A 15,320-nucleotide genomic window follows, 5' to 3' on the forward strand; every position below is an offset into this window, starting at 1 on the left:
AACTATTTACAACACTGAGATCACTATGTCTTTACCGGTTCGACGACGACTGCTTCTAAGACTCACGCTTGTTCCTTTTGCCCTGCTGTTAGCGCAGGTGGCGTTTGCCCAATCGGCACCGTCTGTCATCGGGACACGGGCAGAAATGACCACCTGGTCTGACCCCCTTGAAGCGCTGGGGACGCTGAGTGCCGATGAAAGCGTCACGCTTTCCACCACCGTCACGGAAATTGTCTCCGAGATCAATTTCCAGGACGGTGAACAGGTTGACGAGGGGCAACTGCTTATCCGACTAGAAGATGCCGAAGAGCAGGCGCAACTAAGGGCCTCGCAGGCGCTACGCGAAGAGCGACGCAATGCCTCGAACCGTGCCACGCAGTTGCAAGACCGTAATCTGGCGGCCAGAGCCGACGTAGAAGATAGCCAGTCCCGCCTGCGTCAGGCAGAAGCCGACATTCAAGCCATTGAGGCCCAACTAGCCAACTACCAAATAGAAGCTCCCTTCAGTGGCCGCGTTGGGTTTCGTAATATCAGCGTCGGTGCGCTGGTCACCCCAGGAATGGATCTGGTGACGTTGGATAAACTAGATGTTATGAAACTGGACTTCAGCGTACCCGAGGTGTTTCTAGGCCGCCTTGCACCAGGATTAATACTAAATGCCACTACCGCTGCCTTCCCAGACGATATTTTCAGCGGTGAAATTGCCACCATCGGCACTCGGGTCGACCCGGTGACGCGCAGCATTGATGTCCGCGCCGAACTCGACAACTCTGACGGCCGGTTGCGCCCTGGCATGCTGATGGAAGTCATCGTTCAGCAACACGTGCGCGACACTATTGTGATCCCTGAAGCCGCTATCGAACCCAGTGGAGACCGTCATTTTGTGATGCTTATCGAACAAAGTGATGGCACGACTCGCTTGGCACGCCGCGAAGTGGCGATTGGCGAACGACGCAATGGCGAGGTAGAAATTCTTGAGGGGTTGTCTGCCGATGAGTTAATTGTCGTTCACGGCCTACAACTGGCCCGGGATGGACAAGAAGCCAGACTGATCGGGATTGTCGATGACGAGACCGGTATTCGAGCGTTGCTAGAGGCTGACCGCTGATGCGCCTTTCGGATATCTCCGTTCAGCGCCCTGTGCTCGCGATGGTGATCGCGGCGCTGATTATCGCGTTTGGTCTTTTGGCGCTCAATCGCCTGCCATTGCAGGAGTACCCCACCATTGACCCGCCGGTGGTCACTATCGACACCCGCTACCCAGGCGCCTCGGCCAGCGTGGTCGAAACGCGCATCACCCAGGTGCTTGAGGATCGCATAGCCGGGGTGGAAGGCATCGAGCTGATTACTTCGCAAAGCGAAGATGGCCGTTCCCAGATTGAAATCGAATTCGGCATCGATATGGATATCAATGCCGCCGCCAATGATATTCGTGATCGAATTTCCGGCGCCCTGCGCAACCTGCCCGACGATGCTGACAACCCCGAGGTCACCAAGGCTGACAGCAGTGAAGAGATAGTGGTGTGGCTCAGCCTTTCCGGTGAAAACTACTCCATTACCGAACTCACCGATTACGCTAACCGCTTTCTGGTCGACAGCCTTTCCGTGCAACCAGGCGTGGCACGGGTACGCGTTGGCGGCGGCAGCGACTACGCGATGCGGGTTTGGCTGGATCGCAATGCACTGGCTGCCCGAGGGCTTACCGTCGGCGATATCGAGGATGCCCTGCGGGCCGAAAACGTAGAGCTCCCGGCAGGCTCGATTGAATCTGTCGATCGCCAGTTTATCGTTCGCCTTCCCCGCAGCTTTGCCAGCGCTGACGACTTTCAGCGCCTTGCGATCAACTCTCCTCAAAACCAGAGCGAAAACGGCTACCTGGTGCGCCTTGCCGACGTAGCCCGAGTGGAGGTCGGTGCGGTAGAAGATCGCTCTGTCTTCCGCTCCAACGGTGTGCCCATGGTCGGGCTTGGCATGATCATGCAGTCCACGGCCAATGTCATCGAGCTTTCCGAGGCGGTGCAGGTAGAGCTTGAACGGCTGCAGGGCACGCTGCCCGAAGGAATGACGCTTAGCTTGAACTACGATGCCTCACTGTTCGTCTCCGGCGCGATTGATCAGGTCGTCATGACCCTATTTATCGCCATGGGCTTGGTAGTGGTGGTGATTTTCCTGTTCCTGGGAAACTTGCGCACTACCCTGGTACCCGCGGTAACAGTGCCCATTGCCGTTATTGGCGCGTTTACCGCCCTAGCCGCGATGAATTTTTCGATCAACCTGTTAACCCTGCTAGCGCTGGTGCTGGCCATTGGCCTGATTGTGGATGACGCCATCGTGGTGCTTGAGAACATCAATCGGCGTATGCACGACTACGGTGAAACACCGCTGGTCGCCGCCTTTCGCGGCACCCGGCAGATCGCCTTTGCGGTCATCGCCACCACGCTGGTATTGGTGGCGGTTTTTGTGCCCCTGAGTATGCTGCAGGGGGACATTGGCCGGCTCTTTTCCGAATTCGCGCTGACCATGGCCGCCGCAGTGGTGATCTCTACCCTACTCGCGTTGACACTTACGCCCATGATGGCGTCTAAAATTCTTAAGCCAGGCATGCACGATAGCCGCATTGGTAAAGCCGTACAGTGGCTGCTTAATGGCACCCAGCACCGCTATCAGGCGACATTGGAGTGGATGCTCAAGATGCGCTGGCTGGTCGTCGCCATGTTCGTGCTGTTGATTGCGGCTACTGCCTGGCTGGCGACAGCGCTGCCAAATGAATACACCCCGCAGGAGGACCGCGGCAACTTTATCGTATTAGTGAATGGCCCTGAAGGCGCTACCTTCGATTACATGATGGATTATATGGATGAAATCGAAGCGCGTATGACGCCGCTGATCGAGAGCGGCGAGCTGGAGCGTGTGGTAGTTCGTGCGCCGCGTGGCTACGGTAATATCGAGAATTTCAACAGCGGCTTTATTATCGTCAATATGGCTGATTGGGGCAGTCGCCGTAGCGCTTGGGAAATCATGGCCGACGTACGCCAGACACTGAGTACCCTACCCGGCGTACAAGCGTTCCCCGTCATGCGCCAGGGCTTTGGGCAACGCACCGAAAAACCGGTCCAGTTTGTACTGGGTGGCGGCACGTATGAGGAACTTGCCCGCTGGCGAGATATGTTGATCGACCATGTGCGTGAAAACAATCCGCGCTTAACAGCCCTGGAAAGCAACTACAACGAGACCCAACCGCAACTGCGGGTGGAGATCGACTACGAGCGTGCTGCCTCGTTAGGCGTTACCGTCTCGGAAATCGGCAGAACGCTGGAAGTGTTGTTGGGCGGTCGCAATGTCACTCGCTATGTGGATGAGGGTGAGGAGTACGATGTCATCCTGGAAGGTGACCGCGGTAGCCAGAACAGCCCCAGGGCGCTGGATAACATTCAGGTTCGCTCGGCGCGCTCCGGTGAGCTGATTCCTCTGGCCAGCCTAGTCACGCTTTCCGACTTTGCTGGCGCCAGCACCCTGAATCGCTTTGACCGCATACGCGCGATTACCATTGAGGCCAACCTGGCAGATGGTTACCCGCTCGGCGAAGCGTTGGCGTACCTAGAGGAGAGCGCTGCTGAGTTGCTGCCAGAAGAGGCACAAACCAATGTGGCAGGCGCATCGCGCGACTTCCAGCAGGCTAGTGGCGCCACCGCCTTCCTGTTGATAATGGGCGCACTGGTGGTGTTTTTGGTACTCGCTGCCCAGTTCGAGAGCCTAATCCATCCTTTTGTCATCATGCTCACGGTGCCACTGGCAATGAGCGGCGCCCTGCTTGCCCTACTGCTCACTGGACAGTCGTTGAACATCTACAGTCAAGTAGGCTTAGTGTTACTGATTGGCTTAGCCGCTAAAAACGGCATTCTGATTGTCGAGTTTGCCAATCAATTGCGTGACGAGGGGAAAGCGTTTCGAGCCGCATTGATTGAAGCCTCTGTGACACGCTTGAGACCTATCTTAATGACCGCCGTCACCACCATGGCCGGCGCCATTCCATTGATTATCTCGACAGGGCCAGGGGCCGAGTCGCGTTTGGTCATCGGTACCGTGATTATGGCGGGGGTCGGTTCAGCCACGCTGTTTACACTGTTTGTCGTGCCCGTGGCATACGACCTGCTGGCACGCCATACGGGATCGCCAGGCGCAGTGAAGCGACAGCTCGAAGATGAAATCGCCAATGCCCCTTCCCATGAAGGCGCTTCAGGCAGGCAGTAAGTACCTCTCTAGTAAGTACCTATGCAGTCAGTACCAACGAAAAGGGCCTCCCGGTTAAACGGGAAGCCCTTGCTTTGAACTAGCATTGCTGCTGGCGGTTACTCACACTCGCCGAGGTACTCGCCTTCAATGACCGTGTTCATGCTCAGCTCGCCCATGGGCGACTGGGTCAGAATATCGACACTGCCTTCAATACGTTCACCCATAAAACGCATTTCGCCATCGATGGTCGCTTCGCCACCTTCAGCACGGCATACCATGCTGTAACTAAGACCGTCTGCGTTCAAATCCTGATCGAGTAGCTCACAGCCCTCTTCTTCTTCGATGAAGCCGAATTCAGCGCCCTCAAGCTCTTCCTGAGTAATACACTGGCGCTCGGTTTCCGTTTGATCCGGAATTTCCATTTCGCCGCTGACGCTGGTTTTGCTGACAAACTCCCATTCACCAGCGGTCACATTGGGGGTTTCAGCCAACGCGACCATCGGAAAGGCCACTAGGGCCGCTACTGCCATGTTACGTAACATCATCGCTACTCTCACTGCGTTGCTTTAGGAACCAGCGAATATCCTACCTGATTCAATCCTACGATGCCCTACCTGACGACCACACTGCTACACTCACTTCCTTAGAAAAGCTTGATTAAGCGCACTCCATCTAAAAGGAAGCCAACCATGCATGACGACGCCCTAGTCAATTATGACTTCCACTGCCCTTACTGCGACTCACCGCTGACCTTTCTCATTGATACGTCACAAGGCAGCCATGACACGTGGGAAGATTGCCATCAGTGCTGCGCGCCTATCCAGTTACAAGTTGTCGTTTCGCCGATGACCGGCGAACTCGATAGCGTAGTGGCCGGGCGCGACGACGACGTTCTATAGTTTGAATTAAACGTCTTGCAGGGCAGCCTTTCGCTTGGTTTCGTTGCGGCGCATAAAAAACCAAGCCAACAATGTTGCCAGGGATACGATCAGTATAATCAGCGTGGCAAGCGCATTAATCTTCGGTGATACGCCCATACGCACCGATGAAAACACCACCATTGGCAGCGTATTCGCTCCTGGGCCCGAGACAAAGCTGGCAATCACTAAGTCATCGAGTGAGAGCGTAAACGCCAGCAGCCAACCGGCTGCCAGCGCTGGAGTGATAATCGGCAGCGTAATGGAAAAGAAGGTTTTCACCGGCGGCGAGCCCAAGTCCATGGCCGCCTCTTCAATAGAGTGATCCACTTCTCGCAGGCGCGCCGCCACCACGACCGCGACATAGGCACTGCAAAACGTGGTGTGGGCAATCCAGATCGTCGCCATGCCACGGTCAGCGGGCCACCCGGTAATCTGCGCCATCTGCACAAACAACAGCAGCAGCGACAGACCGGTAATCACCTCGGGCATGACCAATGGGGCCGTCACCATGCTGGAGAGTGCCGTTTTACCCCGGAAATGGCCGTAGCGCGTCATCACAAAGGCCGCTACGGTGCCTAAGCAAACCGCCATGCTGGCAGCGAAAAATGCGATCCTCAGACTCGTCCACACCGCCGACAGAATCTGCTCGTCACGAAATAGTTCACCGTACCATTGGGTAGAAAAGCCAGCCCACACGGTGACTAGTTTCGAGGCGTTAAACGAATACACCACCAGTACAAACATCGGCAGGTAAAGAAACAGCAGGCCAAGCACCAGCATAACCGTTGAGAAGTTGATCCGTCGCAGGCGGCTCATGATGCTAGCTCCTTGGACTGATAGCGATGGAACCAGACAATTGGCACCAGTAACAGCAGCAGCATCACCATGGCCAGCGCCGACGCCACGGGCCAGTCGCGGTTAAGGAAAAACTCCTCCCACAACACCTTACCGATCATTAATGTGTCCGGGCCGCCAAGTAACTCGGGAATCACGAACTCGCCTACCGCCGGGATAAACACTAGCATCGAACCGGCGACAATCCCCCCCATAGAGAGCGGCAGAGTAACTTTGATAAAGGTATTGACCTTGCGCGAACCCAGGTCGGCAGCAGCTTCCAATAACGAATTATCCATCCGAGTTAGGTGGGCATACAGCGGCAACACCATAAACGGCAAGTAGGCGTAAACGATACCAATCGTGACCGCAAACTGGGTATTCATCATGCGTAGCGGAGAATCGATTAGCCCTATCCCTATCAGTAGGTTATTGATCAGCCCGCTATTGCTTAAAATACCCATCCAGGCGTAGACACGAATCAGAAACGACGTCCACGAAGGCAGCATGACCAGCAGCAGTAACAGCAGCTGCCAGCGAGCCGGTGCCCGCGCCATGGCATACGCCATTGGGTAGCCGATCAGCAGACAAGCCACCGTCGCTATGAACGCAGTTTTGACGGAGCCCCAATAGGCGGCAATATAGAGCGAATCCGAAAGGAGAAAGAGATAGTTGCCCAGGTTTAAAAAGACATGTAGCGTCTGGTCGGCATACTCAAGCAGTGGCCCGTAAGGCGGAATCGCAATCGCCGCCTCGGACAGGCTGATTTTGAGTACCAGCGCAAAAGGCAGCAAGAAAAACAGCGTTAACCAGACGAGCGGAAACGCAATCACTGCCCGCCGCCCCAGTTTCAAGCGTTTGAGCAGTGCTGAAGAACGAGATGGCTTCATTGAAGGCAGGCTCCTCGCAGTAGGAAAGGCACCACGCTAGCGGTTCAAGACCCTAGCGATTCAGAACAATAGTGCTGTGATCTTCCCAGTGGACATAGACGCTGTCTTCCCAGGTTGGCCGGTCACCACGGCGTTCCGTATTGGCCATGCTGACTTTGATCATCTGGCCCGACGGCGTGCGCACGTAGTAGAGCGAGAAGCCCCCCAAGTAGGCAATATCATCCACCTTGCCTTCCGCCCAGTTATATTCCGTGGTGGGCTTTTCACGGGTTAACCAGATTTTCTCGGGGCGTATAGCGACCCACACCCGGCGATCCATCGCTTGGGTAGTTATCCCATGATCAATATATATGGGGCGCTCCAGCGCAGGGGCGACGATGCGGCAGTGGTCGGCAGCATCCTCGATAATTTCCCCTTCAAACAGATTCACCGTACCGACGAACTCTGCCACCATGCGGCTTACCGGGCTTTCATAAATATCCACCGGCGAACCTACCTGCTCGATCCAGCCATCGGCCATGATCGCCACACGGTCAGCCATGGTCATGGCTTCTTCCTGGTCGTGCGTCACCATGATGCAGGTAACGCCTACCTGTTCAATGATCTCGACCACTTCCAGCTGCATTTCAGTGCGTAGTTTTTTGTCCAGCGCTCCCATAGGCTCGTCCAGCAGCAACAGTTTGGGCCGCTTGGCCAACGAGCGCGCCAGTGCCACCCGCTGACGTTGCCCGCCGGAAAGTTGATGCGGCTTGCGCTTGGCAAAGCGCTCCATGTGCACCAGCTTGAGCATTTGCGCAACACGGGCGTCGATATCTGCTTTGGGCAGTTTGTCCTGCTTTAAACCAAAGGCAATATTCTGGGCAACCGTCATATGCGGAAATAAGGCATAAGACTGGAACATCATATTGATGGGCCGCTTGTGAGGCGGCATTGCGGTGATATTGACACCGTCTAACAAAATGCGCCCTTCTGTTGGCGTCTCAAACCCCGCCAGCATCCGCAGCAAGGTTGATTTCCCCGACCCGGATCCCCCTAATAACGCGAAAATTTCGCCGCGCTTAACCTGCAAATTGACATCATCCACCGCCAGCGCATCATCAAATCGTTTGCTTAAGCGCTTGACTTCCAGCACGACGTCCTCGGCAAACCGTGGGGTTTTACCCTGAGGACGTAATGCGGAAGGAGTGCTTGGCGCAGCAGATGAAGGCTCGTTCGACAGGGGCGTAGTGACCATTCGCCACTCCCATCAAAAGGCCCGGCAACCCGGGCATTAATAAAGACGAACAGCGAGCCGGTGAGTGAATGCCTCTGGCTCGCCGTCGGATAAATGTCGGTTTAACGACCGGACTTTACACGATTCCAGATCCGTGTACGTGCGCGAAGCACATCTTGAGGCTTTTCAGCCTGTACGTACAGGTTTTGCATGACATCGGTGGTCGGGTAAATCGCCGGATCATTCAGGATTTCATCAGAGAGATATTCATTAGCCGCCGAGTTAGGGTTGGCATAACGTACATACTCGGTGATCTCGGCAGCAATTTCCGGGTCAAGAATGAAGTTGATAAATGCATGGGCGTTTTCAGTATTCGGCGCGTCAGCGGGCACCGCCATCATGTCGAACCAAAGGGCAGCGCCTTCTTTGGGAATGCTATAGCCAATAGAGAAGTCGCGTCCTGCTTCTTCAGCACGAGCAGCGGCCTGGAAAACATCACCGGAGTAGCCTGCGGCGACGCAAATATCGCCATTCGCCAGGTCAGACACATAGCGTGACGAGTGGAAATAGGTCATATCGTCGCGAACACTGGCAATCAGCTCACCCGCCGCTTCGATATCGTCAATATTTTCGCTGAGCGGGTCTAAGCCTAGATACGCCATGGCGGGTGACAACATCTCATCAGCGGAATCCAGCATTGACAAGCCACAGCCCGCCTCGCTCAGTGCGCCGGTTATTTCAGGATCAAACAACAGTGCCCAACTGTCCAAGGGGGCGTCGTCACCGAGGATTTCTTTTACCCGCTCAACGTTATAGCCGATCCCATTGGTGCCCCACATATAAGGGACCGAGTATTCGCTACCGGCGTCGATGGTTTCCAGGTTAGCCATCAGCTCTGGGTTGAGGTTATCTAAATTGGGCAGTAACTCGTGGTTCAGTGGCTGGAACACGCCAGCTTTCACTTGGCGGGTAAAATAGTAAGTGGATGGCACGACCACATCGTAACCGGAACGCCCGGCGAGCAAGGCGGCATCAAGGATTTCATTACTGTCGTAAACGTCGTAGGTCACTTCAATGCCGGTACGCTCGGTGAATTTTTCCAGCGTTTCCGGGGCAATGTAATCTGACCAGTTAAACACCCGCACCTCGTCGGCGTGGGCAGCGCTAGCCGCTGCGGCAAACGAAATGGCCGCAACGGCCGCGGAAAGTTTGTGGATGTTCCCCATTATCACTGCTCCTGATATCTAAGCTCTATTTGTCTAAGCTCTATTAGCGACGTTTTGAACCACTCGTTTTTAGCTCTCGCTGTTAACAACGCTTGGCTACGACTGTTTGTGCCAGCAGGCCCACGGCTAACAATAGCGTAGGTCATAACGCTGACCGTGCGAATTTTGCGGTGCAGTGACGCCTACCGCAAGCCAATGTGAAAAATTCTTGTATTTTACTTCATCGACCCCATTAACCAGCTAGTGCAACGACAACGGCCTGACCAATAGAGAAATGCTATTGATGGCATGGCTATTCTTAATTTTAGCCATTAGTCGTTAGCCATTAGTATTATCAACAATTTCACATTATTCATTCACCAATCCTGGAGATTATCTGAATGTCATTGATCAACACTGAAGTTAAGCCGTTTAAAGCAACTGCCTATTTGAATGGCGAATTTGTTGATGTTACTGAAGCCGACATGCAGGGTCAGTGGTCCATCTTTTTCTTCTATCCCGCTGACTTCACCTTTGTTTGCCCGACTGAGCTTGGTGACTTAGCCGACAACTATGCTGAATTCAAGAAATTGGGCGTTGAAATCTACAGCGTTTCAACCGATACCCACTTTACTCACAAGGCATGGCACGACAGCTCTGACACCATCGGCAAACTTCAGTACCCGATGATTGCGGATCCGACGCTGCGCATTTCACGTAACTTCGAAGTCTTGATCGAAGAAGCCGGTCTTGCCGAGCGCGGCACCTTTGTTGTCGACCCCGACGGCAAAATCCAGATCGTCGAAATTAACGCCGGCAACATCGGTCGCAATGCCGAAGAACTGCTGCGCAAAGTGAAAGCCGCTCAATACGTTCGTGCCAACCCGAACGAAGTGTGCCCAGCCAAGTGGAAAGAAGGCGAAGAGACTCTCGCTCCTTCTCTGGACTTGGTAGGCAAAATCTAAACCGCTCGCGGTTTTCGCGCCCTTGCTCTTTTTTGCTGCGCAAGTGCGTGCATGTTCAACGCCCGGGTTCGCCCGGGCGTTCTGTTTTAAAACTGTTATTAAACCTGTTGTTAAAACAGTTTTTTAAAGTATTAATTGTTAGCACCGTCACACACGTGTGTTCAATACGTCTGTTACCTGCGAGGAAGCTACTGTCATGCTGGACGCCAATTTAAAATCCCAGTTAAAAGCGTATCTGGAAAAAGTGACTCAGCCGTTCGAGATCGTTGCGTCCCTCGATGACGGTGCCAAGTCACAAGAACTGCTTGGTCTGTTGGAAGATATCAGCAGCCTGAGCGACAAGATTACCCTGCACAGCGACGGTCAGGATGCACGTACGCCATCGTTTGCGATCAACCGCCCCGGTGAAGAGACTGGCGTGGTATTTGCCGGTATTCCTATGGGCCACGAGTTCACCTCGTTAGTGCTTGCCCTGCTGCACGTTGGCGGTCATCCGCCTAAGACGTCTGACGAATTGCTCGATCAGGTTCGAGCATTAGATGGCGAGATGCTTTTCGAGACCTATTACTCGCTGTCGTGCCAGAACTGTCCGGACGTGGTTCAGGCACTGAATTTAATGGCCACCTTCAACCCGAACGTTCGCCACGTCGCTATTGACGGCGCGCTGTTTCAGGATGAAGTCGAGTCTCGCGAAATCATGTCGGTACCGAGCGTCTATTTGAACAGTAAACCGTTCGACCAGGGCCGCATGACGCTTGAACAGATTCTGGCCAAGGTTGACACCGGTGCCGCCGAACGCGATGCCAAAAAGCTGAGCGAAAAAGCCGCTTTCGATACGCTGGTGATTGGTGGTGGCCCAGCAGGCGCTGCGGCGGCTATCTACTCGGCGCGCAAAGGCATCAATACCGGTGTTGCCGCTGAGCGCTTCGGTGGTCAGGTGGCGGACACCATGGGCATTGAAAACTTCATTTCGGTGTCACACACCGAAGGCCCGAAAATGGTCAGCGCGCTTGAAGAACATGTCAAAGATTACGAAGTTGACGTCATGAACCTGCAGCTTGCTACTTCCTTTAAAGCTGCCGAGACAGAAGGCGGCCTTCACGAAGTATCGTTTGAGTCCGGCGCTAAGCTGAAGAGCAAGACGCTAGTACTGGCGACAGGCGCCCGCTGGCGTGAGATGAACGTGCCCGGCGAGCAGCAGTATCGCAACAAAGGTGTTGCCTACTGCCCTCACTGTGACGGTCCGCTGTTCAAAGGCAAGCGGGTAGCGGTTATTGGGGGTGGTAACTCGGGTGTTGAAGCGGCGATTGACTTAGCGGGCATTGTCGGCCACGTCACGCTGGTTGAGTTTATGGGCGAGATGCGCGCTGATGCGGTGCTGCAGAAGAAGCTCAAGAGCCTGTCTAACGTTGAGATCATTCTCAACGCACAATCGACCGAAGTCACCGGTGACGGAAGCCGTGTCAATGGCTTGAACTATAAAGACCGTACGACTGATGAGAGTAAATCCATCGCGTTAGAAGGTATTTTTGTTCAGATTGGTCTGGTACCGAACACCGAGTGGTTGAAAGGCTCACCGATCGAAATGACGCCACGTGGTGAAATCATTGTTGATGCCCATGGCATGACATCTGTACCCGGCGTGTTTGCCGCAGGTGATGTGACCACCGTGCCCTACAAGCAGATCATTATCGCCATGGGCGAAGGAGCTAAAGCATCGCTCGGCGCTTTCGACTACTTGATTCGTAACTGATCTTGACGAAAAAAAGCCCGCTGACATATATCAGCGGGCTTTTCTGTTGGGAAGTACCTTTAACTCGCGACCCGTTAGGGTACCCACGTACAACCTTTTAGGTATCCATTAAGTTTTAGCTGGAATTTCCCCTAGTACCTCTGGAATCGTCATTTTCACATAGCGCCCTGGCGCAGGCTCAATCACTTTGAGCTCACCCTCGCCAGGTTGGCGCACAGGCACCATCTTTTCGCTATCGGCATAGCCATTTTCCGTCATCCAAGACTGCCAATGGGGCCACCAGGAGCCTTCATGAGGCGCTGCGTTTGCTAGCCACTCTTCATGCGTTTCCGGCAGCGCATCGTTCGTCCAGTAGCCGTACTTGTTTTTATGGGGTGGATTAACAATACCCGCAATATGGCCTGATCCGCCCAATATGAAGGTGACCGGCCCTTTAGGTAACAACGCCCCATAATAGGTACTGTTCCATTTGGCGATGTGATCCTCTTTGGTGGACACGAAATAGCTGGGCGTGGAGACTTTACGCAGGTCTATTTTCACATTATCCAATTCAATGCCGCCAGGCTCAACGAGGCGGTTTTCCAGGTACATATAGCGCAAGTACCAAGCGTGCGTCCCGGCAGGAAGGTTGGTGCCATCGGTGTTCCAGTAAAGCAGGTCAAAGGCGGCGGGCGTTTCGCCCTTTAAATAATTATTGATGTAAAACGACCAAAACAGATCATTTTCACGCAGCAAGTTGAAGGTATAAGCCATTGAACGACCATCAAGATAGCCTTTCAACTGCAGCGTCTGCTCAATGCCTTCTACCACTCGCTCATTAAGAAATACGCCGATATCGCCAGGGTCACGAAAATCCTGCAGCGTCGCCATATAAGTAACCGACTTTACTTTGCGCCCACGCCGCGTGCTGGTGAGGTAGGCCACAGTAGAGGCGGCTAGTGTGCCCCCCACGCAATAGCTGAGTAGATTGACCGACTTCTCACCACAGGCCTGTTCGATGGCTTCCATCGCGCTGATGGGTCCCATCTGCATATAGTCGGCCCAGGTGATATCGCGCTGTTCAGGGCCAGGGTTACGCCAGGAGATCAGAAAGACTGTATGGCCTTGATCCACCAGCCACTTAACCATTGAGTTGTCTTCACGTAGGTCAAGAATGTAGTACTTATTGATCCACGGCGGCACCATTAGCAACGGTGTTTTAAAGGTTTTTTCAGTGGTGGGGGTGTACTGGATCAACTGGATCAATTCGTTTTCGTAGACCACTGCCCCGGGCGTTACGGCGATATTTTCACCCACGCCAAAAGCGCCACGATCCGTCATGCGGACATTGATACCCTCGGCAGAATTCCCCAAGTCTTCGCGTAGGCGGGCTAACCCGTCCACCAAGTTCTGGCCACGGGTTTCAAGCGTGCGGCGCATGACTTCAGGGTTGGTGCTCATAAAATTTGTCGGCGCCATCGCGTTGACCAACTGGCGCGCGTAAAACATCAGATTACGCTTTTTGGTTTCGTCTAAACCGCTTAGGCTTTCAACCAGCTCTTCCACCATCTGCGAAAACAGTAGGTACTGCTGCATGATAGCCATATAGTGCGGGTCTTGTGTCCACGCCTCGTCTTTAAAACGGCGGTCATTTTTGGCTGGCGTGATCAACGGAGTGACCTGCTCGCCAGCCATCCCGCGCATGGCTTGCTGCCACAACAACCATTGATCCTGCACCAACCGCGCCTGGGTTTCCCACAGCAGGGTAGGATTCTGCATCAGCGACTGCGCACCCGCTTCAAAGCTTTCGCGCATATCGCTATAAATGGAGTCGGCGGCTTCACTTGGTGCGATACGGGAAAGCAGATCCTGCATCAATCCTTGGTACTGCTCACCGATCTCTTTGAGCTGATTATTCCACTCTTCAAGCTCTGCCTGAGATAACCCTTCAGGTAAGCCCTTGGCTATTTCATCGGCTAGCCCTTGAGAAAGCCCTGATGATAATGCCTGGAACGGATTGTGCCACGCTGACTGCATACTAACTCTCCCTACGCCCTCTCCAGGCGCACCGACCACTTTGACCAAGACCAAGCTGTTATATAGCTAAGTTTTTAATACGATAAAGTTTTTATACGATAAGGCTTCTATATGACAAGGTTTTATCGTTGCAATGTTTTATTTATAGTTGCAGCGTTTTAAATGCATCGCGGCGCCCTAAGGCGCCGCGATGATGTCGTCAATCAGCTTTTGCGCGTTGACTGACTGGAGGCTTTCGCAGGCTGGTCACCTTTCGCAGTAGTCTTGGCTTGGTCGGACATTTGCTGCCCGGCTTCACTGAACATCTTTTCCATTTCAGATTTAAACTGCAGGCTCATTTCGCTCATCACCCGCGCGTCTTCCTGCATCTGCTGGGAAAGTTCGTTCATCATCTCGGCTTGCTTGGTGCCGAAATCACGCAGGCTTTCTGCGTCTTGAATTTCAGTGGCGCTACGAATGCGCTCGGTACCCATCTGGCTGTAGCGCTTCATGGCTTCCAGCTGATACTGGGTCATTTTTTCCATATTGTTGAGCATCAGCGAATTAATTTTTCGCATGGGCTCAAACATCTGCTTAGTTTGGGCGTTAAAGGCGTCCATCATATTGTCTTGCATAGTGTCTGCTCCTGTATCGTTCCTTGGCATGAGCCTTGGAGTGACTCACCGTGATGTAGCTTTGCTGCACTGCAAAAAGAGTAATCTTTGGCATGCTGCATTGCAACAGTGGTGTCATTTCAGTATCACCGTGCAAGCCTGAACCGCTTTGCCATATTACCCTGCCCTACCTCAACAGGTGGAGAACCACCTGTTAAGTTAATGCGCGTTAACTGCTTGCTTCAATCTATGTGCCGCTACGTTTGGATTCAGAACGGGAACGGGAACGTGACGATGCCGTTGACTTTGCTTTGCTGGAAGTAGCGCTTTCTGAATTGCTTTTAGAGCTAGTCCCCCCCGACTTCTCATCCTCATTGCTGTGGGCCGAAGAAGCGCTGGCGCTGCCCGCTTGCCGCAACATATCGAGCATCATTTGCTGGTAGGTTCCGAAATTAGCTAGCCCTTGAGAAAGCCCCTGCTGCATCATCGGTTGCTGCAGGAAAGGCCGCATTAGGCTCATAGGATCGTAACCTTCCACCCCAGACTCCATCTGCCGTTGAATATTCTCTAGCAGATTTTTCTGGAAAGCTTCGACATCAGGCAGTCCCAGTGATTGGCGAAACTCATCGGGGGTAAGATCAAACTCAACGTTAATCTTCATAGGCGGCTCCTGCACTGTTTTTCATGACGACTGCTCA

At 53.7% G+C, this 15,320-nt stretch carries 13 protein-coding genes; 5 read left to right on the forward strand and 8 right to left on the reverse strand.

From position 1 onward, the window contains the following. Positions 1 to 25: 25 nt before the first annotated feature. Together Q3Y66_RS12760 and Q3Y66_RS12765 are read left to right on the forward strand one after the other, a co-directional pair. Positions 26 to 1,108 carry an efflux RND transporter periplasmic adaptor subunit gene (locus tag Q3Y66_RS12760; RefSeq protein WP_035587382.1) on the forward strand — a complete coding sequence of 361 codons (1,083 nt, stop codon included), beginning with the start codon at positions 26 to 28 and terminating at the stop codon, positions 1,106 to 1,108. After that, positions 1,108 to 4,251 (forward strand): efflux RND transporter permease subunit, encoded by a 3,144-nt coding sequence (locus tag Q3Y66_RS12765; protein WP_008959590.1) that lies wholly within the window; start codon positions 1,108 to 1,110, stop codon positions 4,249 to 4,251. The genes Q3Y66_RS12760 and Q3Y66_RS12765 overlap by 1 nt, the downstream gene beginning before the upstream one ends. A gap of 98 nt (positions 4,252 to 4,349) precedes the next feature. Here the strand turns inward: Q3Y66_RS12765 and Q3Y66_RS12770 are convergent, their stop codons facing one another. After that, positions 4,350 to 4,778: a DUF3617 family protein gene (locus Q3Y66_RS12770; RefSeq protein ID WP_008959591.1), complete on the reverse strand. Its 429-nt coding sequence runs from the start codon at positions 4,776 to 4,778 to the stop codon at positions 4,350 to 4,352. Positions 4,779 to 4,922: 144 nt separating this feature from the next. Here Q3Y66_RS12770 and Q3Y66_RS12775 point away from each other — a divergent pair, with 144 nt between their 5' ends. Next, positions 4,923 to 5,132, forward strand: coding sequence for a CPXCG motif-containing cysteine-rich protein (locus Q3Y66_RS12775; protein WP_008959592.1), 210 nt, complete (start codon positions 4,923 to 4,925; stop codon positions 5,130 to 5,132). Between the two features lie 6 nt (positions 5,133 to 5,138). Here the strand turns inward: Q3Y66_RS12775 and Q3Y66_RS12780 are convergent, their stop codons facing one another. From Q3Y66_RS12780 to Q3Y66_RS12795, 4 genes are all read right to left on the reverse strand, one after another. After that, complete coding sequence (locus tag Q3Y66_RS12780; RefSeq protein WP_008959593.1) at positions 5,139 to 5,969, reverse strand: ABC transporter permease subunit; 831 nt, start codon at positions 5,967 to 5,969, stop codon at positions 5,139 to 5,141. Continuing rightward, positions 5,966 to 6,877 carry an ABC transporter permease subunit gene (locus Q3Y66_RS12785; protein WP_008959594.1) on the reverse strand — a complete coding sequence of 304 codons (912 nt, stop codon included), beginning with the start codon at positions 6,875 to 6,877 and terminating at the stop codon, positions 5,966 to 5,968. Before Q3Y66_RS12785 ends, Q3Y66_RS12780 begins: the two co-directional genes overlap by 4 nt. A gap of 52 nt (positions 6,878 to 6,929) precedes the next feature. Continuing rightward, positions 6,930 to 8,111, reverse strand: a complete 1,182-nt coding sequence (gene potA, locus Q3Y66_RS12790) for an ABC transporter ATP-binding protein (protein WP_008959595.1) — start codon at positions 8,109 to 8,111, stop codon at positions 6,930 to 6,932. 101 nt (positions 8,112 to 8,212) lie between these two features. Then, the gene (locus tag Q3Y66_RS12795) at positions 8,213 to 9,316 is read right to left on the reverse strand and encodes a polyamine ABC transporter substrate-binding protein (protein ID WP_008959596.1); all 1,104 of its coding nucleotides are present in this window, start codon (positions 9,314 to 9,316) and stop codon (positions 8,213 to 8,215) included. A 380-nt stretch (positions 9,317 to 9,696) separates the two neighbouring features. On the opposite strand from Q3Y66_RS12795, the gene ahpC reads away from it, so the two are divergent. Continuing rightward, the gene (ahpC, locus tag Q3Y66_RS12800; RefSeq protein WP_008959597.1) at positions 9,697 to 10,260 is read left to right on the forward strand and encodes an alkyl hydroperoxide reductase subunit C; all 564 of its coding nucleotides are present in this window, start codon (positions 9,697 to 9,699) and stop codon (positions 10,258 to 10,260) included. Positions 10,261 to 10,456: 196 nt separating this feature from the next. Beyond that, on the forward strand, positions 10,457 to 12,013 hold the full coding sequence (ahpF, locus tag Q3Y66_RS12805; protein ID WP_008959598.1) for an alkyl hydroperoxide reductase subunit F: 1,557 nt from the start codon (positions 10,457 to 10,459) through the stop codon (positions 12,011 to 12,013). 108 nt (positions 12,014 to 12,121) lie between these two features. Here the strand turns inward: ahpF and phaC are convergent, their stop codons facing one another. From phaC to Q3Y66_RS12820, 3 genes are all read right to left on the reverse strand, one after another. Then, positions 12,122 to 14,029, reverse strand: coding sequence for a class I poly(R)-hydroxyalkanoic acid synthase (phaC, locus tag Q3Y66_RS12810; RefSeq protein ID WP_008959599.1), 1,908 nt, complete (start codon positions 14,027 to 14,029; stop codon positions 12,122 to 12,124). A 203-nt stretch (positions 14,030 to 14,232) separates the two neighbouring features. Then, on the reverse strand, positions 14,233 to 14,643 hold the full coding sequence (locus tag Q3Y66_RS12815) for a phasin family protein (RefSeq protein ID WP_008959600.1): 411 nt from the start codon (positions 14,641 to 14,643) through the stop codon (positions 14,233 to 14,235). Positions 14,644 to 14,869: 226 nt separating this feature from the next. Further along, positions 14,870 to 15,283, reverse strand: coding sequence for a hypothetical protein (locus Q3Y66_RS12820; RefSeq protein ID WP_035587385.1), 414 nt, complete (start codon positions 15,281 to 15,283; stop codon positions 14,870 to 14,872). Positions 15,284 to 15,320: the final 37 nt, after the last annotated feature.

The organism is Halomonas sp. HAL1 (assembly GCF_030544485.1).
GTDB lineage: Bacteria > Pseudomonadota > Gammaproteobacteria > Pseudomonadales > Halomonadaceae > Vreelandella > Vreelandella arctica.